Annotated in this window: 34 protein-coding genes and 1 riboswitch; of the genes, 23 read left to right on the top strand and 11 right to left on the bottom strand. The window is 64.6% G+C overall.

The window, feature by feature from the left end:
- Window positions 1–155: 155 nt before the first annotated feature.
- The gene (locus WHZ77_RS07945; protein WP_375313168.1) at window positions 156–1,364 is read left to right on the top strand and encodes an ABC transporter substrate-binding protein; all 1,209 of its coding nucleotides are present in this window, start codon (window positions 156–158) and stop codon (window positions 1,362–1,364) included.
- A 230-nt stretch (window positions 1,365–1,594) separates the two neighbouring features.
- On the opposite strand, the gene WHZ77_RS07940 is transcribed toward WHZ77_RS07945, so the two are convergent.
- Both WHZ77_RS07940 and WHZ77_RS07935 read right to left on the bottom strand, forming a co-directional pair.
- Window positions 1,595–2,119: a PRC-barrel domain-containing protein gene (locus WHZ77_RS07940; RefSeq protein ID WP_375313167.1), complete on the bottom strand. Its 525-nt coding sequence runs from the start codon at window positions 2,117–2,119 to the stop codon at window positions 1,595–1,597.
- Between the two features lie 224 nt (window positions 2,120–2,343).
- Window positions 2,344–2,901, bottom strand: a complete 558-nt coding sequence (locus tag WHZ77_RS07935) for a hypothetical protein (protein ID WP_375313166.1) — start codon at window positions 2,899–2,901, stop codon at window positions 2,344–2,346.
- A 180-nt stretch (window positions 2,902–3,081) separates the two neighbouring features.
- On the opposite strand from WHZ77_RS07935, the gene WHZ77_RS07930 reads away from it, so the two are divergent.
- The 8 genes from WHZ77_RS07930 to thiC all read left to right on the top strand — a co-directional run bounded on the left by WHZ77_RS07930 (window position 3,082) and on the right by thiC (window position 10,626).
- Window positions 3,082–3,837, top strand: a complete 756-nt coding sequence (locus WHZ77_RS07930; RefSeq protein WP_375313165.1) for a response regulator — start codon at window positions 3,082–3,084, stop codon at window positions 3,835–3,837.
- 13 nt (window positions 3,838–3,850) lie between these two features.
- Window positions 3,851–5,182, top strand: a complete 1,332-nt coding sequence (locus tag WHZ77_RS07925; protein ID WP_375313164.1) for an ATP-binding protein — start codon at window positions 3,851–3,853, stop codon at window positions 5,180–5,182.
- A gap of 97 nt (window positions 5,183–5,279) precedes the next feature.
- Entirely contained in the window at window positions 5,280–5,831 is a 552-nt protein-coding gene (locus WHZ77_RS07920) for a transglycosylase SLT domain-containing protein (RefSeq protein ID WP_375313163.1), read from the top strand.
- Window positions 5,832–5,857: 26 nt separating this feature from the next.
- Window positions 5,858–6,002: riboswitch (TPP riboswitch) on the top strand.
- Entirely contained in the window at window positions 5,990–7,000 is a 1,011-nt protein-coding gene (locus WHZ77_RS07915) for an FAD-dependent oxidoreductase (RefSeq protein ID WP_375313162.1), read from the top strand. It overlaps the preceding riboswitch by 13 nt.
- Window positions 6,991–7,188 (top strand): sulfur carrier protein ThiS, encoded by a 198-nt coding sequence (gene thiS, locus WHZ77_RS07910; RefSeq protein ID WP_271669268.1) that lies wholly within the window; start codon window positions 6,991–6,993, stop codon window positions 7,186–7,188. The genes WHZ77_RS07915 and thiS overlap by 10 nt, the downstream gene beginning before the upstream one ends.
- A gap of 4 nt (window positions 7,189–7,192) precedes the next feature.
- A complete protein-coding gene (locus WHZ77_RS07905; protein WP_375313161.1) occupies window positions 7,193–7,975 on the top strand; it encodes a thiazole synthase in 783 nt (260 codons plus the stop codon).
- Entirely contained in the window at window positions 7,962–8,570 is a 609-nt protein-coding gene (locus WHZ77_RS07900) for a thiamine phosphate synthase (protein ID WP_375313160.1), read from the top strand. Before WHZ77_RS07905 ends, WHZ77_RS07900 begins: the two co-directional genes overlap by 14 nt.
- Window positions 8,571–8,727: 157 nt before the next feature.
- Window positions 8,728–10,626 carry a phosphomethylpyrimidine synthase ThiC gene (gene thiC, locus WHZ77_RS07895; protein WP_375313159.1) on the top strand — a complete coding sequence of 633 codons (1,899 nt, stop codon included), beginning with the start codon at window positions 8,728–8,730 and terminating at the stop codon, window positions 10,624–10,626.
- 167 nt (window positions 10,627–10,793) lie between these two features.
- Here thiC and WHZ77_RS07890 read toward each other — a convergent pair whose 3' ends face one another.
- A complete protein-coding gene (locus WHZ77_RS07890) occupies window positions 10,794–11,249 on the bottom strand; it encodes a hypothetical protein (protein WP_375313158.1) in 456 nt (151 codons plus the stop codon).
- A gap of 114 nt (window positions 11,250–11,363) precedes the next feature.
- Between WHZ77_RS07890 and WHZ77_RS07885 the strand changes: the two genes are divergently transcribed.
- Window positions 11,364–11,888, top strand: a complete 525-nt coding sequence (locus WHZ77_RS07885) for a mismatch-specific DNA-glycosylase (protein ID WP_375313157.1) — start codon at window positions 11,364–11,366, stop codon at window positions 11,886–11,888.
- A 15-nt stretch (window positions 11,889–11,903) separates the two neighbouring features.
- On the opposite strand, the gene WHZ77_RS07880 is transcribed toward WHZ77_RS07885, so the two are convergent.
- Window positions 11,904–12,299, bottom strand: a complete 396-nt coding sequence (locus tag WHZ77_RS07880; RefSeq protein WP_375313156.1) for a response regulator — start codon at window positions 12,297–12,299, stop codon at window positions 11,904–11,906.
- A gap of 348 nt (window positions 12,300–12,647) precedes the next feature.
- Here WHZ77_RS07880 and WHZ77_RS07875 point away from each other — a divergent pair, with 348 nt between their 5' ends.
- Window positions 12,648–13,532, top strand: coding sequence for a hypothetical protein (locus tag WHZ77_RS07875; RefSeq protein ID WP_375313155.1), 885 nt, complete (start codon window positions 12,648–12,650; stop codon window positions 13,530–13,532).
- Between the two features lie 120 nt (window positions 13,533–13,652).
- On the opposite strand, the gene WHZ77_RS07870 is transcribed toward WHZ77_RS07875, so the two are convergent.
- Window positions 13,653–14,090 carry a VOC family protein gene (locus WHZ77_RS07870; RefSeq protein WP_375313154.1) on the bottom strand — a complete coding sequence of 146 codons (438 nt, stop codon included), beginning with the start codon at window positions 14,088–14,090 and terminating at the stop codon, window positions 13,653–13,655.
- 189 nt (window positions 14,091–14,279) lie between these two features.
- On the opposite strand from WHZ77_RS07870, the gene WHZ77_RS07865 reads away from it, so the two are divergent.
- Window positions 14,280–14,927 (top strand): glutathione S-transferase family protein, encoded by a 648-nt coding sequence (locus WHZ77_RS07865; RefSeq protein WP_375313153.1) that lies wholly within the window; start codon window positions 14,280–14,282, stop codon window positions 14,925–14,927.
- A gap of 71 nt (window positions 14,928–14,998) precedes the next feature.
- Here the strand turns inward: WHZ77_RS07865 and WHZ77_RS07860 are convergent, their stop codons facing one another.
- A complete protein-coding gene (locus WHZ77_RS07860; protein WP_375313152.1) occupies window positions 14,999–16,585 on the bottom strand; it encodes an outer membrane protein in 1,587 nt (528 codons plus the stop codon).
- 186 nt (window positions 16,586–16,771) lie between these two features.
- Here WHZ77_RS07860 and WHZ77_RS07855 point away from each other — a divergent pair, with 186 nt between their 5' ends.
- Entirely contained in the window at window positions 16,772–17,164 is a 393-nt protein-coding gene (locus WHZ77_RS07855; protein ID WP_375313151.1) for a hypothetical protein, read from the top strand.
- A 374-nt stretch (window positions 17,165–17,538) separates the two neighbouring features.
- Here the strand turns inward: WHZ77_RS07855 and WHZ77_RS07850 are convergent, their stop codons facing one another.
- The gene (locus WHZ77_RS07850; protein ID WP_375313150.1) at window positions 17,539–17,973 is read right to left on the bottom strand and encodes a hypothetical protein; all 435 of its coding nucleotides are present in this window, start codon (window positions 17,971–17,973) and stop codon (window positions 17,539–17,541) included.
- Between the two features lie 434 nt (window positions 17,974–18,407).
- On the opposite strand from WHZ77_RS07850, the gene WHZ77_RS07845 reads away from it, so the two are divergent.
- From WHZ77_RS07845 to WHZ77_RS07835, 3 genes are all read left to right on the top strand, one after another.
- Window positions 18,408–18,791 carry a RidA family protein gene (locus WHZ77_RS07845; protein ID WP_375313149.1) on the top strand — a complete coding sequence of 128 codons (384 nt, stop codon included), beginning with the start codon at window positions 18,408–18,410 and terminating at the stop codon, window positions 18,789–18,791.
- 155 nt (window positions 18,792–18,946) lie between these two features.
- Complete coding sequence (locus tag WHZ77_RS07840; protein WP_168213302.1) at window positions 18,947–19,207, top strand: hypothetical protein; 261 nt, start codon at window positions 18,947–18,949, stop codon at window positions 19,205–19,207.
- 214 nt (window positions 19,208–19,421) lie between these two features.
- Window positions 19,422–20,060, top strand: coding sequence for a hypothetical protein (locus WHZ77_RS07835; RefSeq protein WP_375313148.1), 639 nt, complete (start codon window positions 19,422–19,424; stop codon window positions 20,058–20,060).
- Window positions 20,061–20,066: 6 nt separating this feature from the next.
- On the opposite strand, the gene WHZ77_RS07830 is transcribed toward WHZ77_RS07835, so the two are convergent.
- Entirely contained in the window at window positions 20,067–20,552 is a 486-nt protein-coding gene (locus tag WHZ77_RS07830) for a J domain-containing protein (RefSeq protein WP_375313147.1), read from the bottom strand.
- Window positions 20,553–20,663: 111 nt separating this feature from the next.
- On the opposite strand from WHZ77_RS07830, the gene WHZ77_RS07825 reads away from it, so the two are divergent.
- The 4 genes from WHZ77_RS07825 to WHZ77_RS07810 all read left to right on the top strand — a co-directional run bounded on the left by WHZ77_RS07825 (window position 20,664) and on the right by WHZ77_RS07810 (window position 22,795).
- Window positions 20,664–21,431, top strand: a complete 768-nt coding sequence (locus WHZ77_RS07825; protein ID WP_375313146.1) for an SDR family NAD(P)-dependent oxidoreductase — start codon at window positions 20,664–20,666, stop codon at window positions 21,429–21,431.
- Window positions 21,432–21,649: 218 nt separating this feature from the next.
- The gene (locus WHZ77_RS07820) at window positions 21,650–21,898 is read left to right on the top strand and encodes a helix-turn-helix domain-containing protein (RefSeq protein ID WP_375313145.1); all 249 of its coding nucleotides are present in this window, start codon (window positions 21,650–21,652) and stop codon (window positions 21,896–21,898) included.
- Between the two features lie 50 nt (window positions 21,899–21,948).
- Window positions 21,949–22,071 (top strand): hypothetical protein, encoded by a 123-nt coding sequence (locus WHZ77_RS07815; RefSeq protein WP_375313144.1) that lies wholly within the window; start codon window positions 21,949–21,951, stop codon window positions 22,069–22,071.
- A gap of 223 nt (window positions 22,072–22,294) precedes the next feature.
- Entirely contained in the window at window positions 22,295–22,795 is a 501-nt protein-coding gene (locus WHZ77_RS07810) for a collagen-like protein (protein ID WP_375313143.1), read from the top strand.
- Window positions 22,796–22,804: 9 nt separating this feature from the next.
- Here the strand turns inward: WHZ77_RS07810 and WHZ77_RS07805 are convergent, their stop codons facing one another.
- Window positions 22,805–23,020, bottom strand: coding sequence for a hypothetical protein (locus WHZ77_RS07805; RefSeq protein ID WP_375313142.1), 216 nt, complete (start codon window positions 23,018–23,020; stop codon window positions 22,805–22,807).
- A 98-nt stretch (window positions 23,021–23,118) separates the two neighbouring features.
- Complete coding sequence (locus WHZ77_RS07800; protein WP_015684182.1) at window positions 23,119–23,385, bottom strand: DUF2277 domain-containing protein; 267 nt, start codon at window positions 23,383–23,385, stop codon at window positions 23,119–23,121.
- 302 nt (window positions 23,386–23,687) lie between these two features.
- Between WHZ77_RS07800 and WHZ77_RS07795 the strand changes: the two genes are divergently transcribed.
- Genes WHZ77_RS07795 through WHZ77_RS07785 form a run of 3 tightly spaced genes read left to right on the top strand, consistent with a single transcriptional unit; the run spans window position 23,688 to window position 25,164 of the window.
- A complete protein-coding gene (locus tag WHZ77_RS07795; protein WP_375313141.1) occupies window positions 23,688–24,041 on the top strand; it encodes a hypothetical protein in 354 nt (117 codons plus the stop codon).
- Between the two features lie 48 nt (window positions 24,042–24,089).
- Window positions 24,090–24,530: a DoxX family protein gene (locus WHZ77_RS07790; RefSeq protein WP_375313140.1), complete on the top strand. Its 441-nt coding sequence runs from the start codon at window positions 24,090–24,092 to the stop codon at window positions 24,528–24,530.
- A gap of 31 nt (window positions 24,531–24,561) precedes the next feature.
- The gene (locus tag WHZ77_RS07785) at window positions 24,562–25,164 is read left to right on the top strand and encodes an MSMEG_1061 family FMN-dependent PPOX-type flavoprotein (RefSeq protein WP_375313139.1); all 603 of its coding nucleotides are present in this window, start codon (window positions 24,562–24,564) and stop codon (window positions 25,162–25,164) included.
- Window positions 25,165–25,337: 173 nt separating this feature from the next.
- On the opposite strand, the gene bfr is transcribed toward WHZ77_RS07785, so the two are convergent.
- A complete protein-coding gene (gene bfr / locus WHZ77_RS07780; protein WP_092021671.1) occupies window positions 25,338–25,826 on the bottom strand; it encodes a bacterioferritin in 489 nt (162 codons plus the stop codon).
- Between the last annotated feature and the right edge of the window lie 98 nt (window positions 25,827–25,924).

Raw genomic sequence — 25,924 nt, 5'->3', positions numbered from 1 at the left:
GGTTCGCGCCCAAGAGGGCGCGCCCCGGAATGACGATAGATGCCCTGCTTATTTCTCCACCCCCTCACGCATCTTTGGCTTAGCTGCCGCGACCGTTTGTCGCTAGAACAGTCCCCGCAACAACGCCCAAACAACAACACACAGGGAGAAGCAACATGCAAAAACTCATCGCCGCGGTCGCGGCAAGTCTCGCCCTCGCCGCCTCGTCAGGCGCCGCGCAGGCGCAGATTTCCGACGACATCGTCAAGATCGGCGTGCTCACGGATATGTCCAGCCTCTATGCGGATGCGACCGGCAAGGGCTCCCTCGCCGCCGTCGAGATGGCGGTCGCCGATTACGGCGGCAAGGTCGCGGGCAAGCCCGTGCAGGTGGTCGCCGCCGATCACCAGAACAAACCCGACGTCGGCGTCAACATTGCCCGCAACTGGTACGACAACGACAAGGTCGACGCGATCTTCGATGTTCCCACGTCCTCGGTCGCGCTGCCGGTCTCGGCGCTGACGCGCGAGAAGAACAAGATCAACATCAATTCCGGCGGCGGTTCCTCCGACATCACCGGCGCGCAATGCTCGCCCAATACGGTACACTGGACCTACGATACCTATGCGCTATCGAACGTCGCCGGCAAGGCGATGGTGAAGCGCGGCGAGGACACCTGGTTCTTCGTCACCGCCGACTACGCCTTCGGCATGGCGCTGCAGCGCGACGCCGCCAACGTGGTCAAGGAAAGCGGCGGCAAGGTGCTCGGCGAGGTCCGCCATCCGCTCAATTCGTCGGACTTCTCCTCCTTCCTGCTTCAGGCCCAGGCCTCCAAGGCCAAGGTGGTCGCGCTCGCGAATGCCGGCGGCGACACCACCAATGCGCTGAAGCAGGCGTCCGAGTTCGGCCTGACGCAGGGCGGCCAGAAGATGATCGCGCTGCTCCAGGAGATCACCGACACCCATTCGCTCGGCATCAAGGCGACTCAGGGCCTGATCGTCACCGACGCGTTCTACTGGGACATGAACGAGGAGACGCGCGCCTTCTCGAAGCGCTTCAACGACAAGGTCGGGCACATGCCGACCATGATCCAGGCCGGGCTCTATTCGGCGACCATGCATTATCTCAAGGCCATCGAAGCCATCAAGACCGACGAGGCGCCGAAGGTGATGCAGCAGATGCGCGCCACGCCGGTCAACGACTTCTTCGCCAAGAACGGCAAGATCCGCATCGACGGCCGCATGGTCCACGACATGTATCTGTTCGAGGTCAAGAAGCCCGAGGACTCCAAGGGCGAGTGGGACCTCTACAAGCTGATCGCCACCGTGCCCGGCGACGAAGCCTTCCGTCCGCTCGACAAGGGCGGCTGCCCGCTGGTGAAGTAGAGGGTCTCTCCCTCTTCCCGCTTGCACTACCGATTCCTCATCCTGAGGAGCTTGCGCGGCAAGCGTCTCGAAGGATGAAGGCCCGCCCGGTGGCCTCGCCCTTCGAGACGCGCGCAAGAGGCGCGCTCCTCAGGGTGAGGGTCAAACATTCCGCAATGATGATGGAAAATAGACACGAAAGCGCGCCCGGCGAAAACCGGGCGCGCCTCGTTTAGACATTTAGAAGTGCATTATTCCGAGTACTTGAACTCGGGCATGTTCTTCAGCTCGTCCTTGCTCGCGTTGAACACGGCGTGGTCCGGATACCATTTCGACGTGGACGACGTGGTCGTAGCCGTCGTCGTCGTGGTGGTCTTCTCGGTGCCGGTCGCAGCGCCAGTCGTGGTGGTCGCTGCAGGCTTGGTGCCGGTGTAGGCGACGGCCTCGTTGACGAACTTCAGCTTCTCGTAGGGCACGGCGACAAGATGCTCGCCCATGCCGAGGAAGCCACCGACGCCGATCACGGCGATCTTGACGTCACCGTTCTTGTTCATCAGCAGGTCGTTGATCGAGCCGATGTTCTCGTTGGCCTCGTTGTAGACCTTCAGGCCGTCCATCTTGGACGTGCGCCACTGGCCGGAGGCCGTCGTGGTCGTCGTCGTGGCAGTGGCCGCGGGCGCCGCCTTGTCGGTGGTGACGGTCGGCGACTGGGCAAACGCAACGGTCGCAAGCAACGCGGTGCCGGCAAGACCGGCGGCGATCGATTTCATCAACATGGTTGTCCTCTCCTTCAGTAGAAAACTTGTGCGGAGAGAACAGCGCTGGGCAGCCGCAGTTCCTGAGTTGCGGCAATTTCGGCGCGCGATCATGGCGCGGCATCGCGACGAAGGTTCCTGAGTGACAGAGGAACGTTCCGGATGCACGGTTCCCCGCCAGCGATGATGCGCTCTGGGAAGAAGCATCATCGCGGCGAGGACCGCGCCGACCCGCGTCGCTCAGGTCAGCTCTTGTAGTCGATCAGAAGTGCGGAGAGATCCGAGCTGCTGGACGAGGTGCCGTTGGCGCCATAGGACGAGCTCGACGATTGCGACTGCTGCAGCGCCTGAAGGAACTGCTGGAGGATCTCCGCCGTGGTGGAGGCGGTCGACGTGCTGCTGGTCGAGTCCGTGGACGACGACGAATCCGAAGAGCTGACGTCCGATGGCGGCGGACCGGGCGGTGGTCCGCCCGCACCGCCGGCGCCGCTGGCGAAAGCGGACTGAAACACGTTCTTCAACGCGTCCGCCTGGTCCGAGGTCAGCGTGCCGTTCGACACCTCGTTGGAGATGAGGTCGTCGATCTTCGACTTCATGTCGTCCTTGGAGGGACGCGTGCCGCTCGACTGGTCGCTCGACCGGCTCTGCTGGAGTGCCGTGTCGATGTCTGTCAGCGCGGTGGAGAGCGCAGACTGGTCCGACGACGAGATCGTGCCGGCGGAGACTTCCGATTGCAATTCCTGCTGCAGCCGCTGCAACGGCGACTGGTAGTTACCGGCGGACGCCGCCGAAATCGAGGTCATGATGGCTCCGTGGTTTTTGCGGGGTTTCCTGTGTGGCGCCACCACGGTATGGTTAACGGCCTTAACGAGACCTTGCCGCACCACTGCCGAGCTGTTGCCGGGTGTTGCACCCGGGGATTCGGAAACATACCGAAACAAAAATCTTCGCCTTTTGGCCCGAATCTTGGACAAACAAAGCGCATGGCCAATCCCTCTCCCAACATCCTGGTTGTCGAAGACGACCGCGAAACCCGGACGTTGATTGCGAAGTACCTGCGCAACAACGCCTGCAACGTCACCGCCGTGAGCGATGGCCGCGAGATGTCGCGCGCCATGGCGGATCATCGCGTCGACCTCATCATCCTCGACGTCATGTTGCCCGGCGAGGACGGCCTGAGCCTGTGCCGCAAGGTGCGCTCGGAGACACAGACGCCGATCATCATGCTGACCGCGCGCGGCGAGGACGTCGATCGCATCGTCGGCCTCGAGATGGGCGCGGACGACTATCTGTCAAAGCCCTTCAACCCGCGCGAGCTGCTCGCGCGCATCAACGCGGTGCTGCGCCGCCAGGCCGCTGCGCAAGCGGCGAGCTCGATCGAGGGCGCTAGCACGCTCGCCTTCGAGGGCTGGCGCATCGATCTGCGGCTGCGCGAGTTGCGCAACCCGGAGGGCGCGCGCGTCGCCGTGACCAGCGCCGAGTTCGACCTGCTCAGGACGTTCTGCGAGCGGCCCGGCCGCGTGCTGTCGCGCGACAGCCTGCTCGACCTCACCCAGGGGCGTAACACCGGCTCGTTCGAACGGTCCATCGACGTGCTGGTCAGCCGCATCCGCCGCAAGATCGAGCCGAATCCCGCCGATCCCACCATCATCAAGACGGTTCGCTCCGGCGGTTATCTATTCACGCCCAGAACTGAAGTAGCCAGCCAAGAAGCGGTCGCGGCGCCCCTGGGCAACTAGTGGGCCGGCCGTCATGACGCCGTTCCGCTTCTTCCACCTCAAGAGTATCGGCGGACAGATCGCCGCGCTGGTGGTGGCGTCGATCGTCGCGCTGCATCTGATCCTCACCGTCAGCTTCCTGATCAGCCGGCCGGACCGTGCCGATCCGCCGCCCGACAGCGCGCATCAGCTCGCGGATGCCGCCCTGCTGCTGAGCGGCGCCGACGCCAGCGAGCGGCCGCGCATTCTCGCGGACATCGCGCGCGCGTTTCCCAAGGCCGGCATCGAGCTGCTCGCACCGGGGGCCGTTCCGGTCACCGATGACCGCGACAGCCCGCATCTGCACAATGTACGCCGCCACCTCGGCCACCAGTACAAGGTTCTGACGCTGGCGCCGCAAGGGGCCGCGCACCGGATCGCGGTTGGATTGCCCGACGGCATCGTGATCGCAGGCCGCGTCGAGCAATCGCCCCATCCGCCGCGATTCTGGGGCGGCCCGTGGATGATCACACTGCTGTTCGCGCTGATCAGCGTCACCATGCTCGGCCTGTGGGCGGCCTATGCGCTGGCCGCGCCGCTGTCCTCCTTTGCCAGGGCGGCGGAGAATTTCAGCCTGGACGGCGAAGCGGCCGCTCCCCTGCCCGAGCGTGGCCCGGAGGAGATCCGCTCGGTCGCGCGCGCGCTCAACCGCATGCATGAACGGATCGGTCGGCTGATGTCGGATCGCACGCGAATGCTGGCGGCGATCAGCCATGATCTGCGCACGCCGATCACGCGGCTGCGCCTGCGCGCCGAGTTCATCGAGGACGAGGGCCATCGCAAGCGCATGCTGATCGATCTCGACCAGATGCGCTCGATGCTGGAATCCGTGCTCTCGCTGCTACGGAACGACCGCAAGATCGAGGCGGTGACGCTTGTCGACATCGCCAGCACGCTGCAACTCATCGCCGACCAGTTCGGCGACATGGGTCATGTCGTGCATTATGACGGGCCGGCTTCGGCGACAGCCGCCGCGCGTCCCGACGATCTGCATCGCGGCGTCACCAACCTGGTCGAGAACGCCGTGCGCTTCGGCGCCGAGGTGACGATCCGCCTCGACGTATCGGGCACCAAACTCGTCATCGACGTCGAGGACGACGGCCCCGGCATCTCGGACGCGCGCAAGCAGGAGATGCTGGAGCCATTCGTGCGCGGCGACGACGCGCGCACGATGGACGATTCCACCGGCTTCGGCCTCGGCCTGTCGATCGCGCACGCGATCGCGCTCGCCCATGGCGGCGAGCTGTCGCTGCACGACCGCGAGCCGCACGGGCTGATCGTGCGCATGCAATTGCCGATCTGGCAGCAGCCGCGGCTGGCGGCGTAGGTTCCCGCGCACGCAGGTTCCGCTTCGCCACATCATCGCCGTCTTCGGCCGCCTTAAGAGGCTTGGGCGCAGGTCACTGAGACCTAGAGGATATCTGATGAAAATTTTACGCATCGCCGCGTTGCTCGCGGCCGGACTGACCTTGCCGCAGGCCGCATTCGCAGGCGAAGCCGAATATGCCGAGATGGTCGCGACCCATGCGCGCGCCAACGGCGTGCCGGAAGCGCTGGTGCATCGCGTCATCATGCGCGAGAGCCGCTACCAGCCCGGCCTCGTCGGCCATGGCGGCACCATCGGCCTGATGCAGATCAAGCTCGCGACCGCCCGCGGGCTCGGCTACACCGGCGATGCCGCGGGCCTGCGCGATCCCAACACCAACCTCACCTACGCGGTCAAATACCTCGCCGGCGCCTATCGCGCCGCCAATGGCGACCACACCCGGGCCGTACGTTATTTCGCGGGCGGCTATTACTACGCCGCCAAGCGGCAGCGGCAGGAGATGGTGCAGCAGGCGAGCTTCGAGCCGAACTCCCAGCCCTGGCTGGAGCCGAACGGCAATCCGCAGCCGATGTTCGGCACCCCGCCGCACCGGAAGCTCGCCCAGCGCGTCCGCAACGCCCGGGCGCAGGTTCCCGGCAACATGCGTTGACACCAGCCGTCACAAGCCTACATTAGAGCCGTTCCGAGGGGTGCTCCGAGGAGGAGCTGAGATACCGCTAAATGGGCAAGCCTGCACTTCAGCAAGCAGGCCCAGGACCGCGGTGACCCTTTGAACCTGATCCGGGTCATGCCGGCGAAGGGACAGGGATGTTGCAGACGACCAAACGACCGGATTCCCCGGTATCCATTATCGGCGCAGGCATTGCCGGCGCCTGGCAGGCCCTGTTGTTCGCGCAGGCCGGCCACCCCGTCACGCTCCACGAGCGCGGTGACGCCACCATGGCCGATTCCACCAGCCATTGGGCCGGCGGCATGCTCGCGCCCTATTGCGAGGCGGAGGTCGCCGAACCCATCATCTCCCGGCTCGGCCAGCGCTCCCTCGACATCTGGCGGCGCGAGCTGCCCGACACGCCCTTCAACGGCTCGCTCGTCGTCGCCCATCCGCGCGAGCGTAACGATTTCGAGCGTTTCGCCCGGATGACCGAGGACCACCGCCGGCTCGATGCCGCGGCTCTCGCCGAACTCGAGCCGTCGCTGGAGGGCCGCTTCCGCGACGCGCTGTTCTTCCCCAACGAAGGCCATGTCGAGCCACGCCGCGTGCTGCCGAAGCTGCACGAGCGCATCATCGCGGCCGGCGGCACCATCAAGTTTGGCAGCGACGTGTCCGCGAAGGAGCTCGACGGCATCGTGATCGACTGCCGCGGCCTCGGCGCACGCGACGAGCAGAAGGAGCTGCGCGGCGTCAAGGGCGAGATGATCCTGATCGAAACGAACGAGGTGCAGCTGGCCCGCCCGGTGCGGCTGATCCATCCGCGCTGGCCGCTCTACGTGATCCCGCGCGAGGACAATCTGTTCATGCTGGGCGCGACCTCGATCGAGGCCGAGGACACCGGCGTTAGCGTCCGCTCGGCGCTGGAGCTGCTGGGCGCCGCCTATACGGTGCATCCGGCGTTCGGCGAGGCCCGCATCGTCGAATTCGGCTCGGGCCTGCGCCCCGCCTTTCCCGACAATCTCCCGCGCATCGGCATTCGCGGCGGCCAGATCAGCGTCAACGGCCTCTACCGCCACGGCTTCCTGATCGCGCCGGCGCTCGCCGAGCTGACGCTGCAATACGTCCAGCGCGGCCAGATCGACAACGAGGTGATGCAATGCTTGTGATCGTAAATGGCGAGCAGCGCGAGGTGAGTTCCGCCAGCGTCGACGCGCTGCTGTCGGAGCTCGACTACGAGGGCACCCATTTCGCGATCGCGCTGAATTACGACGTCGTTCCGAAGAGCCGCTGGGCCGAAACCCATCTCAAGGCGGGCGACGAGATCGAGATCATCACACCGCGGCAGGGAGGGTGAGGTTATGGTGACCTTCTACGGCAAAACCTTCGCCTCCCGCCTGCTGATCGGCAGCGCGCTCTACCCCTCGCCCGCGATTATGCAGGCGGCGATCCGCACCTCAGGCTCGAACATCGTCACGGTGTCGCTCCGCCGCGAATCCGCCGGCGGCAAGACCGGCGACGCGTTCTGGAACCTGATCCGCGAACTCGACGTCGCCGTGCTGCCGAACACCGCCGGCTGCCGCACCGTGCGCGAAGCCGTCACCACGGCCAAGCTCGCGCGCGAGCTGTTCGGCACAAGCTGGATCAAGCTGGAAGTGATCGCCGACAACGACACGCTGCAGCCCGACGTCGTCGGCCTGGTCGAAGCCGCGGCCATCCTGATCAAGGACGGCTTCGAGGTGTTTCCCTATTGCACCGAGGATCTCTCGGTCGCCAATCGTCTGGTCGATGCCGGCTGCAAGGTGGTGATGCCGTGGGCGGCACCGATCGGCAGCGCCAAGGGCATCACCAACCGCGACGCGCTCAAGCTGCTGCGCGAGCGGCTACCCGACATCACGCTGGTGGTCGACGCCGGCCTCGGCGCACCGAGCCACGCGGCGCAGGCGCTGGAGCTCGGTTACGACGCCGTGCTGCTCAACACCGCGATTGCAAAGGCCGCCGACCCCGTCGCGATGGCGAACGCCTTCCGCCTCGGCATTGAGGCCGGCCGCACCGCTTATGAAGCCGGGCTGATGAACGCCCGAGACTTCGCTTCCCCCTCCACCCCTGTCGTTGGGACTCCGTTCTGGCATGCCGTATCCTGATCGATTCTATCCCGTCGTCGACAGCCTCAAATGGGTCGAGCGCCTGACAAAGCTCGGCGTCGGCACGATTCAGCTCCGCGCGAAGGAGCTCAACGACGCTGACGCGCTGCAGATTGTCACCGATGCGCTGGCGATCACGAACGGCACGCAAGCCAAGCTGGTCGTGAACGACTATTGGCGCGCGGCGATCGTCGCCGGCGCAAAATATCTGCATCTCGGCCAGGAAGACCTCGCCGACGCCGACCTCGGGGCCATCCGCGAGGCGGGCCTGTCGCTCGGCATCTCCACCCATGACGACGCCGAGCTTGAAACTGCGCTCGCGGCCAAGCCCGATTACGTCGCGCTCGGCCCGATCTTCTTCACCACCTTGAAGTCGATGCGCTTCGAACCGCAGGGCATTCCGAAGATCACGGAGTGGAAGAAGCGCATCGGCAGCATCCCGCTGGTCGCGATCGGCGGCATCAAGTTCGAGCACGCCGCGGAGATCTTTGCCGCCGGCGCGGATTCCATCGCCGTGGTGTCCGACGTCACGCAGAACGCCGACCCGGATGCGCGGGTGCGGCAGTGGCTCGGCCAGTCCAAGGAGGCCGCGTGATGCATGTCCGCCCCTATTCGACCCGTCACCCTGAGGTGGCCGCGCAAGCGGCCCTCGAAGGGCGACGGCCCGGCTCTTTCATCCTTCGAGGCTCGCTCCGCGAGCACCTCAGGATGACGAGATCAAACATTGCACAACAGAACTACTGGAGGATCCCATGAACATCCGCTCCAATCCCGAAAAAACCGTCCCCGCCGTCACCACCGGCCCGCTGCCGTCCTCCCGAAAGATATTCGCCTCGCCCGACGCCGCGCCCGAGTTGCGCGTGCCCCTGCGCGAGATCATCCTCTCCGAAGGCGCCGGCGAGCCGAACCTTCCGGTGTACGACACCTCCGGCCCCTACACCGATCCGTCCGTCACCATCGACGTGAACGCCGGCCTTGCGCGCGGCCGCAAAGCCTGGGTGCTGGAGCGCGGCGGCGTCGAGGAGTATCAGGGCCGGCAGATCAAGCCGGAGGACAATGGCAGCGTCTCCACCGACAAGGCCGCGCGCGCGTTCAGCGCCTATCATCAGCCGCTGCGCGGCCTCGACGGCCACAAGATCACCCAGCTCGAATTCGCCCGCGCCGGCATCATCACCAAGGAGATGATCTACGTCGCCGCCCGCGAGAACCTCGGCCGCAAGCAGCAGCTCGAGCGCGCGGAAGCAGCCCTCGCCGACGGCGAAAGTTTTGGCGCATCGGTCCCCGCCTTCATCACCCCGGAATTCGTGCGCTCCGAGATCGCGCGCGGCCGCGCCATCATCCCCTGCAACATCAATCACTCAGAACTCGAGCCGATGATCATCGGCCGCAACTTCCTCACCAAGATCAACGCCAATATCGGCAACTCCGCGGTGACGTCGTCGGTCGAGGAGGAGGTCGAGAAGATGGTGTGGGCGATCCGCTGGGGCGCCGACACCGTGATGGACCTCTCGACCGGCCGCAACATCCACACCACCCGCGAATGGATCCTGCGCAACTCGCCGGTGCCGATCGGCACCGTGCCGATCTATCAGGCGCTGGAGAAATGCGACGGCGATCCGGTCAAGCTGACCTGGGAGCTCTACAAGGACACGCTGATCGAGCAGTGCGAGCAGGGTGTCGACTATTTCACCATTCACGCCGGCGTGCGCCTGCAATACATCCACCTCACCGCCAGCCGCGTCACTGGCATCGTCAGCCGCGGCGGCTCGATCATGGCGAAGTGGTGCCTGGCGCATCACAAGGAGAGCTTCCTCTACACCCACTTCGACGAGATCTGCGACCTCATGCGCAAGTATGACGTCTCGTTCTCGCTCGGCGACGGCCTGCGTCCGGGCTCGATCGCGGACGCCAACGACCGCGCGCAGTTTGCCGAACTCGAAACGCTCGGCGAGCTGACCAAGATTGCGTGGGACAAGGGTTGCCAGGTCATGATCGAGGGCCCCGGCCACGTGCCAATGCACAAGATCAAGATCAACATGGACAAGCAGCTCAAGGAATGCGGCGAGGCGCCGTTCTACACCCTCGGGCCCCTGACCACCGACATCGCGCCGGGCTACGACCACATCACGTCAGGCATCGGTGCCGCCATGATCGGCTGGTTCGGCTGCGCCATGCTCTGCTACGTCACGCCGAAGGAGCATCTCGGCCTGCCCGACCGCAACGACGTCAAGGTCGGCGTCATCACCTACAAGATCGCCGCCCACGCGAGCGATCTCGCCAAGGGCCACCCGGCCGCGCAACTGCGCGACGACGCCCTCTCCCGCGCCCGTTTCGACTTCCGCTGGAGCGACCAGTTCAACCTCGGCCTCGACCCCGAGACCGCCAAGAACTTCCACGACGAGACCCTGCCGAAGGAAGCCCACAAGGTCGCCCATTTCTGCTCGATGTGCGGCCCGAAATTCTGCTCGATGAAGATCACGCAGGACGTGCGCGACTACGCGGCGACGCTGAACGATCCGAACAGCATCGGCATGTCGCTGAGCGGCACGGCCGAGGACGGCATGAAACAGATGAGCGCGAAGTTCAAGGAGATGGGCTCAAGCGTGTATCTGGATGCGGAGAAGGTGAAGGAGAGCAATCGGGTGTTGTGAGGGGCAGAGTCACACCTCCATAACAACGCCCGGAACTGATCTGGGTATCGGAGGACGTTTAGAGGCCGGGCGAATGCCTGGCCTCTTTTCATTGGCAGAGATTTCGATCCAACAGAGCGCCAAAAGAACCAGCTTTCGATGATTGGCGTTGGATCGCTTCGGGCTCGTTAGGCGCGTCGATCTTGATACTCTTGTTCTGTCAGATCCTCCAAATCTTGATCGCAGATTGCAAAGGACCAGTTCGCCCTCTTGGTAGGAAAGTCGTCTTGACGTCTGCCTAAAAACCACCATGACCGGAACTCCGGATTATCGTAGATCGACAGTACGTCACCGTTTTCGAACACCAGGTCGAGCTGCGCCTTACTGATGGTCTGCGTCTTGACGATTTTGGTCCGTAGAATGCGATCGACATTCAGACATTTCTGGGTGCCATAAATCTCGTACATGAAATTGACCACACCATCGGATGATCTGAACGAGAAACGGTCCGCGACGTTCAACAGGGCATTTTCGTCCTCAAACCAGAACATGACGTGATACTTGTCGATCGTCACTTGGCAGAGTTCCCATCCAATGATGGGACCGAAATCAAAGCGTTCGCTAAAACCAATTGCCATTTCCATGGTCTTCCAGATTTGCCGCCGGCGAGCAAAGCTGGATAAACGTAGCGAGATCTGGTGTCTTTGTCGTCCCGCATATCGCTCCGCTCATGCGGGCTACAGCCACGGACAATTGACGTGCCCCACGCCACCCCCCACTGCCTCCCCGACCAACTCCGTCCCAACCTCCGCCTCGTCTTCGTCGGCACCGCCGCCAGCACGCGCTCCGCCGAGCTCGGGCACTACTACGCCCATCCCGGCAACCGCTTCTGGCGTGCGATCCATGAGGCCGGGATCACGCCGCGGCGCTATCAGCCGGGCGAGTTCGCATCGCTGATCAATCTCGGGATCGGTTTCACCGACCTGTCCAAGTCGGGCGCAGGGATGGATCATCAGATAGCAGCTGAGACGATCGACGTGCCGGGCTTCAGGGCCAAGATGGAAACCTATCGGCCGCGGACGATTGCGTTCACGAGCAAGAAGGCGGCGAGCCTGTTTTACGGCAAGCCGTCGAGCGGGATTGCGCTCGGGCAGCAACAGCGCGATGAGAGCTTGCCGGAGATCTTCGTGCTGCCGTCTCCGTCAGGTGCCGCGTCCGGGCATTGGACGTTGCAGCCGTGGCGCGAGCTTGCGATGTGGATCAACGGCGCATCAACGAACTGACGGCAGCGGGACGCCTCAGCCTGTCGGCGTGCCCGCGTTGAGAAGCTGGGACAGCGCCGTCACGAGTTGCGCGGGGGCGAATGGCTTGGCCAGCAGGATGCTGCCGGGCACGCCCTTCGAGGGCCACTCGTCGCCTGCGGCGCCGGTCATGTAAACGATCGGAAATGCAGCGTCGATTTCCCGCCCGACGCGGGCAATGTCCCAGCCGTCGACGGGGCCGCTCAGGTTGATGTCGGTGACGAGGGCGCGGTAATCGTTGGTTTCGCCCTTCAGCAAGACGATGGCTTCCTCGCCGGAACTCACGATCACGGTGCCAAATCCGCCGTCGGCCAGCGCTTCTTCAACGAGCCCGCGAATGAGCGGATCGTCCTCGACGACCAGGATCGTCGGTAGCACTTGCCCCTGCTGCACGGCTGTTCACCTTGGCTCGCCGTCAAGTGATGTTGACGACAGGGAATGAATGTCGCCGGGGCGGGAACGTTCCGCGCCAATGTGCAAAAGTGAACTTAAGTATGATGTCAGCGTGCGGCCGACAGCCGGACGTTGCGCCATCTCACACGCATCATGGGCAAAGAGCCTGCTGTTCAGTTTTGCAACATTTTCCCGGAATAGGAACTTTGACGAACAGAGGCAATTGACGCCGACAACGTAACGGAGGCGACAATGAACGGTTTGATTTACCTGGTTGGCTTGGTGGTGGTGATCCTGGCTGTGCTGTCCTTTTTCGGCCTGCGCTGAGCAGCGATGATGGAAACGTCAATGGACAGCCTGCCGCCGGTGGCGCGCGCCGATGTCGAGGCTTACCGCACCGAGCGCGGCCCGCGCTATCTGCAATGGTCACCGATCCTGCTGGGCGCTTTCGCGGCCACCGCACTTTCGTTCGTCATGGTGACGTTCGGCGCGAGCGTCGGCCTGGGCGTGACCTCCGCTGCGCCGACCTGGCGCGACGCCTCCGCGGCGTTATGGATCCTCTCTGGCATCTACCTGATCCTCCAGGCGATCCTGAGTTTCGGGCTTGGCGGCTATGTCGCCGGCTGGGTGCGCACACCGGCCGCGCCGGGCGGTCCGGTCGAGCACACCGAGCAGGCGGACGGCCTGCACGGACTGGCGGTCTGGGCGCTGGCGGTGGTGATGGGCGCGGTGCTGGCAACGCTGCTGGGCGCTGCGACCTTGTCGCGCACGCCAACAGGCGCCACGTCGGCGCGCACGAGCGCCGCCGAGCCGCTGCTGAGCTACGAACTCGACCGTCTCTACCGGGCCGGGCGACGCGCGCCCACGGTCGATCTCAGTTCGGAACGCGCTGAAGCCGGCCGCATCCTGCTCACCACGTCGAGCCATGACGGCCTCAGCGCGGACGACAGGAGTTATTTGATCCAGCAGGTTGTCGGCACCACCGGCCTTGCGCCGGCTGACGCCGAACGGCGAGTCGACACCGTCATCGCCAACGCCAAGACAGCGATCGCGCGGTCGCGGCGAAGCACGATCATCCTCGCGTTCTCGGTGGCAACAGCCATTCTGCTCGGCGCCATCGCGGCCTGGGCGGCGGCGTGTGCCGGCGGCAGGCATCGCGACGGCGCGCCTTTGCCGGAGTGGATGGCCCATTCGAACAGGCTCGACCGGCGTCGCACCGCCGTGTTGCCGTAGATGCAGCTGCGTAGGGTGGGCAAAGGCGCTCTAGCGCCGTGCCCACCATCTCTCCGCGAGTCCGAAAGAACGGTGGGCACGGCGCGCGAAGAGCGCACCTTTGCCCACCCTACGGCAGCCTCATCCCGCATACGCCCGATCCAGATCCGCAATTACGATCTTCTTCATCCCCATCATCGCCTGCATGACGCGGTTCGCCTTGCTGCGGTCGGAGTCGCCAAGGTAGCGGCCTAGCGCCGACGGGATCACCTGCCAGGACAGGCCGAACTTGTCCTTGAGCCAGCCGCATCTCGATTCTTCGCCGCCGTCGGCGGTGAGCCGGTCCCAGAAATGGTCGACCTCGGCTTGCGTCTCGACGCTGATGAAGAACGACACCGCCTCGTTGAACTTGTATTGCGGCCCGCCATTGAGCGCGTTGAAGCGCTGTCCTTCGAGCTCGAACACCGCCATGAAGTCGCTGACGGTCTCAACCTTGGCGTTGGGAAACACCGATTTGTAGAAGGCCACAGCTTCCGGGACGTTGTTGTCGAACCAGAGAAACGGCGTGATGGAGGTCATGAGGATATCCTTTAGCCTGGGGCGGGATGCGCGGCAGGGGCCGCCATCCCAAGGACGAGGCAGCCGACGAGATTCCGACAGTGGCGCAAACTTCTACGGGCCATCGCCGATGACAGCCCATAGGCTGTCGGAACCCGTCCCAGCCGTTCGTCCTCTGGATCCAAAGAACGATCACCCCGGAGACTCCAGATGCCCCCCACCATCACCGCCTTTGAAAGCTCGCCTGATCGCGGCAGGGGACAGGCGCGCGACATGCGTGTTCGTTGGGCGCTCGAGGAGATCGGCCTGCCCTACGACGTTCGCCTCGTGTCGTTCGCAGCAATGAAGCAGCCGGCGCATCTTGCGCTGCATCCGTTCGGGCAAATTCCGACCTATCAGGACGGCGATCTCGCGTTGTTCGAGTCCGGCGCGATCGTGCTCCATCTCGCCGAGCGCCATGATGGACTGCTGCCGCGCGAGGCGAATGCGCGGGCTCGCGCCATCGCGTGGATGTTTGCTGCGCTGAACACGATGGAGCCACCGATTGTCGAGCTGGGAATGGCGATGCTGTTCGAGCGCGACAAGAGCTGGTACGCGGATCGCCTGCCCATCCTGCAGGATCGCGCCCGTATCCGGCTCGGGGAGTTGACGCGACGCCTTGGCAAGGCCGACTGGCTCGACGGTGCGTTCAGCGCAGGCGATCTCATGACGGTGACGGTGCTGCGGCGGTTGAACACATCGGGATTGCTGAAGGAATATCCTGATCTCGCCGCCTATGTCGCGCGTGGCGAAGCACGTCCGGCGTTCAAGCGTGCGTTCGATGCGCAGCTGGCGGTGTTCAGGGCTGCGGATTCGTAGGGTGGATTAGCCCTGCGCTGCGCGAAGCGCAGTCGCTCGGCTAACCCACCTACGCACCGTCTCCGCCGCACTCACTGAAACCGGTACGTCACCCCGAACGTCGCCAGATGCGTGCGCATCGCCACATCATACGTGTTCGCGGATGGATCGTGGTCAGCCCTTCCGCTCGACCGCGCCACGGTAAAGCCTGTCTTGCCGTAGTCGGCGTAGCGATATTCGGCGCGCGCCAGCCAGTTGCCCCACAGCACGGTCTCGAGGCCGCCACCGAGCGTCCACCCGGTCTTCGTGGTGGACTGGCTGATGATCGCCGGCGACAGCGCGAAGAAGCCGGTGCAGGGGCCGCTGGTGCAGGTCGAGGTCAGCTCGAAATTCTGCCAGGCCACGCCGCCGGTGGCGTAGAGCATGGTCTGCGGATTGACGAGATAGCCGCCGCGCAGCCGCAACGACGCGTCCCACCGGTTGCGGATCGAGAGGCTTTCGCCGGGAGACTGGGAGTCCGCGAGGAAGATGGTGGTGAAGCCTTCGCGCGTGGTGGTGCGATCGGCAAAGCCAAAATCGCCCTCGACGCCCGCTGTCCATTGCGAGGCGAGCTGCCAGAGATAGCCGGCATAGGGGCTGGCGCGGAACGCGACGTTGTCCATCGGGCGGTTGTTGGCGCGGTCCTCGAGAACATCGTCCGTGAAGCCTCCAACCGATTCCGATGTTGCCGTGAGATCGGTGCGCGTGGCGCGCGCACCGAGGCCAAGGCCGACATAGGCGCCCGTCCAGGACAGCAGCATCGCGGCCTGTGCCTGCAACGGATGCGAGCGGCCGCCGATGACGGGATCGCCGAATTTGTAAGCGAGTCCGACGCTGGCCGTGTGGGTCCGCAGCCTGGTGTCGAAATTGTCGACCGTGAGCGCGGGTCCTGCGCCACTCCGCGTGCGCGCGATCGCCATCGGCGCGGTGCCGAAGTCGGCGTAGCGATATTCGCCGCGGAGCAGCCAGTTGCCCCACAGCGCGGTCTCGACCCCGGCACCCAGCGTCCAGCCGGTCTTCGTCACCGAGTTCGTGACCGTGGTCGGCGTGGCATCGTTGCAGGTCGCGCCGACGCAGACCGAGGTGACGTCAAAATGCTGCCAGGCGAGGCCGCCGGTTGCATAGACCAGCGTCGCCGGCGTCAGCAGATAGCCGGCGCGGCCGCGCAGGCTCGCATCCCCAGTGGTTTTGACCGAAAGGCTGTCGACCGCGAACGTGGACGAGCCGGCCCGCGGCGAGGCGCGAAATCCCGGCAGTGCCGTGGTCTGGTCACCGAAGCCGACATCGCCTTCAATGCCGACGACCCAGTGGGGAGCGACCTGCCAGTTGTAGCCGGCATAGGGATTGACGCGAAAACCTGTGCCGTCGAACGGCTGGGTCAACACGCCTCCGCTCAGGTCACGGGGCACGCCGTCTTCCAGCACTGACGTGGTGGTGAGATCGGTACTGGTCGATCGAAAGCCGAGACCGAGGCCGGCATAGAATCCGGTCCACGACGACACCACCAGCGGCGGCGCCTTCACGAACGATTTCGGCGCGAGATCCGCGGCCTGCGCCGGTGCTACAAGCGCGAGCCCGGCCACAAGCGCGCCGCCGCAAAGCAATGCCGGCATGTTTCGGCAGGTCGATGAACGTCGCATGTCGGGCCCCGGTGCAAGACTTCTGCCCGAAGCCGTAGTCCAAATGGGTGAAGCCCGGCGTCCTTCGATCGAATGACGTCGCGCCGAATGCGCGCGACTGTTGCAAGCGCGTCACGGCAACGATACCACTTCGGGTCGAACAGCCCGGCGCCAGCCGGTGCGCATCATCTGCAGGAAGCCGCAGCCATGAGCGAGGATCTCTCCGGTGTCTGGGACGGCACCTATCTTCAACCGGGCACGGGAATGGTCACGTTCACCGCGACGCTGGTCGAATCCAATGGCGCGCTCAGCGGCGACGTCACTGAGCCATGCTCGAACCCGCGCTGCCCATTGCGCACCCACACCGCCTCGATCACCGGTCATCGCTCCGGCAACGCGGTCTCGTTCGTCAAGCGTTACGAGCCGCCCGGCTTCGGCTTCGACACCGTTCATTACGACGGCGAGGTGAACGGCGACGCGACCGAGATCGACGGACGCTGGCGGCTGGCGCACGAGTCCGGATCGTTTCTGATGATACGCGCGACGAAGCCCGCGCAAGCGGTCGTCACCGAAGACCGGGCCAAAACGCCGGCACGCTGAAGAGGATCGTAGATCGCAGGGTCGGCAAAGCGAAGCGTGCCCGCCACTTCGATCGCCGCAGTTACAGACCTCATCCTGAGGAGCGCGCACTTGCGCGCGTCTCGAAGGATGCCCGCGGGAGAGAGACGGGTCTGCATGGTTCTCCCGGCGATGCGAAGCATCGTCCGAAGAGGCGCTTACGCGCCTCCTCACCATGAGGGTCTAACATTGCAAACTGCGGCGCGATGGTGGGCACGGCGCTCGCGCGCCTTTGCCCACCCTACGAGGATGTGAATCTTTCGACTTTCTGCGATTTCGATGTGAGTCAAATCAACGACTTAGCTTGCTCGAAAACGGCATAAATCGAATTGTCTCTCATGCTCTACGCAGCTGTCCTATCGCATCGTGATCGCAAGTCCGCTCAGATCCGCATTCGCCATCAGGCCGGTCTGGGTGCCCGACAGTTCGAGCACCGCGCCCTTCTGGTTGCTCAGCACGATGGCGCGGGCGCCGCGGCCGATCGCAAGGCCCGCACCGGCGGCGCCGTAGACGCCGGCGACATCGGAGGGACGGTTGATGTTGGAGACGCGGCCGCGCAGCACAGTCTTGGAACCGCCGAAAACGAGGCCGTAATCGAGCCCGCCGGTCGAGAGCGCATAGGAGCGGCCGCGGAAGTTCAGCACGCCGGAGCCGCCGGAACCGCCGATGATCCAGCCCGCCTTGTAGATCGTCAGCACCACGGTGCCGCTGTCGGCCAGCGCCGACGTCGTGAGGCCGGCCAGCGCGGCAATGGCGACCAGCGCAGCGCGAAAGGAGGAAGCGATCTTCATGGGGGTCTCCGGGGGCTATTTTTCAAGGACGGATCGAATCAGATGCCGCGAATGTATCCGATGGATCGGGGCGGCAACATGATGGCATCCGCCTACACTCGTCATGCCCGGGCTTGTCCCGGGCATCCACCTTCTTCCTGCCGGCGACCAAGACGTGGATGTCCGGGTCAAGCCCGGCCATGACGTCGTGGAAAATTCCAGCCCCATCAAACACGCCCCGCCATCATGCCATCCTGCTCCTGTTTTGCCCGACGGAGCAAGCGAATATTTCGCTCTTCCCGAATTACGAGAAAGATCAATGATTCCGGTCCGATCCCTACTGTGCATGGGGTTGTTTTCGCAATTTTTGTTTTTGCACCCGGTCCCAAACCCGATTGCAACTCCCGAGCATGCAGGTACGCTCATGCGCGCAACACTGGTTTCGAGGTGATCCCATGCCGATCCAGCATTTCGCACCCCCGCCGCACGTCAAGGCGCCGCCGCTGTCCTTTGCCACGCGCGTCGGCGATCTCCTGTTCGTCTCCGGCATTCCCGGCTTCGACGCCAACGGCGCGCTGCCCGACGGCTTCGAGGCGCAGTTCGCCAATGTCGCCGTCAACATCAGGCGGGTGCTGGACGAAGCCGGCGCGACCTTTCGCGATCTCGCCAAGGTCAACGTGCTGCTGACGCGCGCCTCCGACGTCGCCGCCATGAACGCGCTCTATGCCGGCGCCTTCGGCCCGCCGCCCTACCCCGCGCGCACGACCTGCGTGGTGCATGCGCTGCCCGATCCGAAGATGCTGATCGAGATCGAGGCAGTCGCCTCGCTGGCGAAGTGATCCACGCCTCGCCCGTGTGTCTTGCAGGGCACGCGACCAAACCAATTGCGCGCGCCGGTCTGACATATCCGTGAAACGGTCGCTCCCCGGCTTGCAAAGGACCGGCTTTTACCGCACGAATTTTCGAGGCCTACTTCCCCATCAGGAGATATTTCATGCGTCGCGTTCTCGCCCTCTGTGCCTTTGCCGGCATCGCCAGTTCCGTGCTTGCCATGCCCGCATCCGCAGCGCCCGGCTATTACGTGATCCGCTGGGACAACACCGGCATCTGCCAGGTCTGGAACGAGGAGCTGAAGTACAAGCCGTTCCAGTGGGGCGCGTCGACCTACAAGGTCGTCAGCAAGCCGCTGCCGACCTTCACGGCCGCGTCCGACCTGCAGATCAAGCTGCGTGCGGAGCGCCGCTGCACGCTCTGAGCGTCGCGCGACAGATCGGGTTTCGAGGGCGGCCGGCGCGAGCGGGCCGCCCTTCTTCTTTTTGGACGTAGCGCTGGTTGTTCGGCCCGGATCGCGGGACTACTCACATCCTGTCCGGGACGCGCGGCGCGGCGCACGACAAGGGCCGGACAAGGCTGCGCCGCTAGCATCCTCGCCCGGTTGCGTTTCCATCCAATTCCCGGGGGATCAATCGATGCGCAAGCTCACCACGACGGCTTCTATCCTCGGTGTATCGCTCGCCCTCGTCTTCACGGCGCAAGCGCAGGCCCCGGAATCCTTCCGCGTGATCTCGCCGATCTTCGGCCAGCTCGTCAGCTTTTCGATGCCATCGACCTTCGTCGCTGTATTCGAGAACACCAAGGGCGGTCACTACATCCGCGAGGCCGTGCTGAAGGGCGAGACGTCCGAGCGCTGGACCCAGATGATCACGGTCACCGGCGAGAAGGGCATGACGCTGACGCCGGGCGCATCGCCCGAGACATTCGCAGGCTCGATCGCCGGCGGCTTCAAATCGGCCTGCCCCGACAGCTTTGCGGCAAGACCTTTCGGTGGCCTGAAGTTCGGCCGCTTCGAGGGTTTCGGTGCCGTGATCGGCTGCGGCCGCATCGACAGCGGCCCGACCCGGCACAGCGAGACCGCACTGCTGATCACGCTGAAGGGCGCGACCGACTACTACACCATTCAGTGGGCGGAACGCGGCCCCGAGACTGACGAGCCGCCCGTCAATGACGGGCACTGGCAAGCGCGCCTGCGTGAGCTCAGCCCGATCGATCTCTGCCCGATCGTCGCGGGAGAAGCCGCGCCCTATCCGAGTTGCGTCAGCAAGAGCTGAGTGCGCTCACGCCTCCTTGTAGGCGCCGGGATGGATGAGAATGTCGCGCGCGGCGGCGAGGTCGATGAAGGCCTGCGCGTTGCCGCCATGGTCGGGATGCGTGCCCTTGGCGGCGCGTCGATAGGCCTGGTTGATGTCCTCGCAGGTGAGCTGCACGGCGAGCGGCAGGCCGAGCATCCTGCGGGCGCGATCCTCGCTGGACAGTTTCTTCGGCATGGCGTTGCGGCGGCCGAAGCGCGGCGCGGTGAGATCATGGACGACCTCGAGGACCACGCCGACGCGGCGCCGGGCCGCCAGCGTGACGCTGTGATCGTCATTGTCGACGGCCTGGCGCAGCACCGGAAGCGCCTGCTCGGCCGCCTGCCGCAGCGTGGCATCCGGGCTCATCCGCACGATCTCGGCGACGAGCCGGCCGGCCTCGGCCCAATCGCCCGATTGCGCCGACCGCAGGCGCTCGAGCGCCAGTTTCCAGGATTCAAGCCGTTCCATCATGCGCGCAACGTTTAGCAACCAGGATCAGTATGCCAAGGCGGCCGTTTCCGACCCCTTAATTTCGAGTTAGCCTTTCATGAAACTTAGAAACGAATCCGGGAGGAAATTGTCATGGCACTGCTCGCAAACCACATCGCCGTCGTCACGGGCGCCGGTTCCGGCATCGGCCGGGCGATCGCCGCCGGCTACGCCCGCGAAGGCGCGCAAGTGGTGTTGCTCGACGTCAACGCCGACACCGTGGCGGAAGCCGCCCAGGAGATCCGCAAGGCTGGCGGCAAGGCGGAAAGCTTCGCACTCGACGTGACCAGGCGCGAGGATTGCTTTGCGCTCGCCGGCCAAGTCGCGGACAAGGTCGGGCAGGTCTCGATCCTCGTCAACAATGCCGGCATCACCCGCCGCAACGCCTTCACCGCCGAGACCGAGACGGTGGCGAAGGACTGGAACGACATCATCTCGCTCAATCTCAACGGCGTCTTCAACGTCACGCAAGCATTCCTTGGCCCGCTGCGAGCAGCCAAGGGCCGCATCGTCAATATCGGCTCGATCCAGTCCTTCGTGCACCTGCGCACGCCGAGCTCGGCGGCGTATACGACCTCGAAGCATGGCGTGCTCGGCTTCACCAAGGCGCTCGCGGTCGAGCTCGGCAAGGACGGCGTGCGCGTCAACGCGATCGGGCCCGGCTTCATCGAGACCAACATCAACGCCAATGTGCGCGCGACCAATCCGGCGCTTGTGCAGGCCTTCGTCGATCACACCCCGCTGGCGCGCACAGGCAAGCCCGAGGACATCGTCGGGCCAGCGATCTTCCTGGCCTCGGACCAGTCGGCCTATGTCACGGGCACGATCCTGATGGTCGATGGCGGATACCGGACGGTGTGAAGCGCGGCAGGGAATTCGCAGACCGAGATGCGGCCGCATCACTATGCACCTCGTGCCAATCGCGGCGCCTTAGCGGCATTCCCGAGGTCATCTTGTGCGATGGCCCGCGATTAACCTTTCGTTAACCAAACCCGCCCACCGTAGATCTACGGCTTGGGGGTCGTTTGTTCTCGATCCGCTTCCAAAATGGAAGCGGGCGTTGATCGGGGAGTATGTTGATGACCACTGTTCATGTCGCCGCGTCCGGGTCGGGCGCGCGATTCCTTAGCCCCAACCAGATCGTTCCGCTGCTGATCGGCGCGACCGTCGACGAGGTCGAGCGCGAGCTCGTGCTCCAGACGCTGGCGCGCTGCGACGGCAACCGCACCCGCGCGTCGCGCGTGCTCGGCCTGTCAGTGCGCACGCTGCGCAACAAGATCAGGATCTATGCGGCTTCCGGCATCGACGTGCCCGCGTATCACGACTAGCACGCGACCAGGCAACGTAGAGCGGAATGCCGGCGAGAGCTGCAAGCGAGATGATCGCGACCGCTGCCGCGATCATCTCGATGGCGCGGAGCATGAAGGCCGTCATGACGGCCCATGCCGGCTGCGGCTCCTCGGCGAACGCGACCGGCACGACATCGGGCACGAGCAGATGAGCAAGGCCGAGCGACGCCGCAAGGATGACTGCCGACAGGCAGAAGAGTTTCCACGCTGCGTGCATCGGTCTCTCCCTGCAAATTTGTGGCCGCATATCATTCAGTGACACGGCGCTTCCTGCGGCCGATTGATGTTGATCAAGCGCGCCGCGATGCGCGGGCGGAATTGCTGCTGTCGTCAAACGACGCTAAGTAGCTTGCTTCCGGTCAAGGGAGCAGTGGCGTGGCAGACGAACAGAAGAGGCAGGGATCTCAGGGACCGCGCGGGCGGCAGGGCGAGCCGGGACGGCCTGGACCGCAGGGTCATCCGGGCAAGCGGGGGCCGGACGGCGTGCGTGGCAAGCCGGGACCGCAAGGCAAGCCCGGCGCGGCCGGAAAGGCCGGCGCGCAAGGCAAGCCTGGCCTGCCGGGCAAGCCCGGCGAAGCCGGTGCGAGGGGACCGGTCGGACCGCAGGGGCCGGCGGGGCCACAGGGCCCGCGCGGCGAGGCCGGACCGCCCGGCCAGCTGCCGTCGATCGAGCAGGTGCTGCCTTGGCTGGAACAACTCTTCGACGCTTGGGATGAACGCCGCCGCCAGCGCGAGCGTGAAGCCGCCGAGCGCGAAGCGCTGGAAGCCGCGGTGCTGGAAACCGACGACACGTTCGTCGACGACGAGAGCGACGACGGCGAAGACGACGATCACCGGAAAAAGAAGAAAAAGAAGAAGCACGGCCACAAGGACTAGCAGTCACGCCTACCTCGCCTGATCCTCCCGTCGGGGCAGCATGCCCATGCGCTCGAACTGCCAGCGCATGGCGCGGTACCAGAGATAGCCGACCGCTGCGCCGCATAGCGCCAGGATCGCGACGTTCCCGCTGCTGAACGAGCCGCTCCACCACATCATCCATGCGGTCCACAGCAACGTGAAAACGACGGCACCTGCTTTGAGAGGAATAAGAGGGCGGCTCATGATCGTGCTCCGGGCTGTCAAAACCCCGGCGGACATCATCGCAAGTTGAGACGCCCTATACCGTGAGCCAGATCACGGAACGGTCGATTGAGGCTGGACTAACCGAACCGCAGCCGCGAACGCTCCCGGGCCTTGTCCGCCTCGACCTCGCGATCCCGCGCCGGCGCATGCGTATGCAGCGAGGTCAGGAGCTTCCGCGCGGCCTCCGAGACCTCGGCCACTGCGCGGTCGAAGGCTTCCTCATTGGCCTGCGACGGCTTGTTGAAGCCGGACAGTTTGCGCACGAACTGCAGCGCGCTCGCGTGAATCTCGTCTTCCGTCGCCGGCGGTTCGAAATTGAACAGCGTCTTGATGTTGCGGCACATGCAGCCTCTCCCGATGTTTCCCTGCAAGACGATCGACCAGGCCGAAATCCTACATCGTGAAGGAAGGCCTTGGCATCCAGCATCTGCGGCTCGTGTCGGCAATTCGATGGGCGGCATGCAGAACCCGGCTGTGGGGCGACCGAGATGGCGTCGCGCAACTGGATGATGCGACGGCTGGTCCCTCATATCGCAACGCATCATATGCGGGGCCTCGACGCCGCATATTATTTGAGCATGCATTGAACTGACAGCTCGGGCTTAATCGCGTCAACGATACGAATCGGCGCGCGACGGAGGATCGCATGCACAGGCTTGCGCTGTGCGTTTGGCTGGCCGCAATGATGACGCTGACGAGCGCAGCGTTCGCGTTCGATAATGGCCAATACGACCACGTTCCGCCCGACATCCGCGCCTGGTTCAAGAGCGTGATCGCGCCGAACGGCGTGCCCTGCTGCGACGTCTCCGACGGCCATCGCACCGAATACGATGTGCGGGGCGGCACTTACTGGGTACCGATCGAAGGACAATGGATGGAGGTGCCCGAGCGCGCCGTCATCCGCGACCGCGGCAATCCGGTCGGTCAGGCCGTGGTGTGGTACGTCCATCACCGCGGCGCGATCGTCATCAGCTGCTTCGTGCCGGCGGACGCCGTCTGAGTTCGCGCGTGCGATGGCGCCTCGGTGCCGCGCGTGCTAGTTCGGCTGATGGCCTCAGCTCCTGCAAGCGATCTGACACGCGCGGTGATGCGCTGCGTGCTTGCTGCATTCTACCTGACGGCGGGCATCGCGCACCTCTGGGTTCCGGAGAAGCTGCTCGCGATCACGCCGTCCGGGGTTCCGTTCGCGACGCAGGTCATCCTCATCACTGGAGCCTGCGAGATCGCAGGCGCAGTTGCGCTGGTGACCAGGCCGCTGCGCTGGTGGGCAGGCGTCGCATTCGCGCTCTATGCACTTTGCGTGTGGCCGGCGAACATCAAGCACGCCCTGGAGGGCATCGACCTTCCGCCTCTCCCCAATAGCTGGCTCTATCACGGGCCGCGGCTGGCGCTTCAGCCGGTCCTAATCTGGTGGGCGCTGTACTGCGCCGGCGTGATCGACTGGCCGTGGCGGCGCGAGCAAGGGGGTAGCGCTCCGATCGGGGACTGATATCCTCGAGCCCTCAATCAAGGAGACCTTCGTGACTGATCTTTGCGCAGAAGACCTCGCCACCATCTATGCGCAGCCGACCCCGCGCGTGATTGCCAAAGCGCGTCCCGAGATCGACGCGCATGCGAGGAAGTTCATCGAGATGTCGCCGTTCTGCGTACTGGCGACATCGGGTACCGACGGCAGCGTCGATGCTTCCCCGCGCGGCGGCGACATTGGCTTTGTCCATGTCGCCGGCCCCAATCAGTTGCTGATGCCCGACCGCGCCGGCAACAACCGGATCGACAGTTTTCGCAACGTCGTCGACGGCTCCGGTTTCGTGCATCTGTTGTTCTTCGTGCCCGGCATCGATGAGACGCTGCGGGTCGGTGGACGCGGCACGCTCTCGGCCGATCCGGATCTGCTCGCCTCGATGGTGGAATTCGGCAAGCCGCCGCGCGCGGTGCTGAGCGTCGCCGTCAGTGAAGTCTATTTCCACTGCGGCAAGGCGCTGATGCGCTCGAAACTGTGGGCGCCTGAGAAGGTGCAACGCTCGGTGATGCCGAGCATCACCGAGGTTATCCACGAGCAAACCGGTCTTGGTGAGCCGCAGAGCCAGGACGTCGTGGAAGCACTGTACAAGACGCAGCTGTAGTGGCGCGGCAATAGTGGTGTCGTCCCGGACAAGCGGAGCGCAGATCAGGGACCCATAGCCACAAGGAGCGGTTTGACGAAGACGGAGTTGCCGCCTCGCACCACACTTCTCCCTGGGATTATCGGTCCCGGCGTCCGCCGGGACGACATGGGAGTGTGTGGCGACGTCAGTGCTTAGTGCCCCTCGCCCTCGAGCCCGCCGACGTGCTTCTGGGTGTAGAGTTCGAGGCCGATGCGGCCGATCAGATCGAGCTGGGTTTCGAGGAAGTCGATGTGGTGCTCCTCGTCGCTCATGAGCTTCTCGAACAGGTCACGCGTGACGTAGTCCTTGGCGCTGTTGCAGTAGCCCGCCGCCTCCTGGTAGAGCGCCCGCGCGCTCATCTCAGCCGCGAGGTCGCACTCGATGATCTCCTTGACGTTCTGTCCGATGCGCAGGGGATCGAGCACCTGCATATTCGGGAAACCGTCGAAGAACAGGATCCGCTCGGTAAGCTTGTCGGCGTGCTCCATCTCCTCGATGGATTCCTTGCGCCAGACCTTGGCCATATCCCGCAGGCCCCAATTGTCGAGAAAGCGGTAGTGCAGCCAGTACTGGTTGATCGCAGTCAGTTCGTGACGCAGCGCCTTGTTGAGGTAATCAATGACTTTTGCGTCGCCCTGCATGATGCACTCCAAGTCTAGCGTCCAAATCGGCCGGAGCCGTACTTAGAATGCTTCTAAGTCAGTTTAAGGGTCGGAGCAACCGGCTGCGAGGACGCAGC

The sequence above is a fragment of the Bradyrhizobium sp. A5 genome (assembly GCF_042076515.1).
Classification (GTDB): domain Bacteria; phylum Pseudomonadota; class Alphaproteobacteria; order Rhizobiales; family Xanthobacteraceae; genus Bradyrhizobium; species Bradyrhizobium cosmicum.
This window is presented reverse-complemented; position numbering and strand designations above follow the sequence as displayed.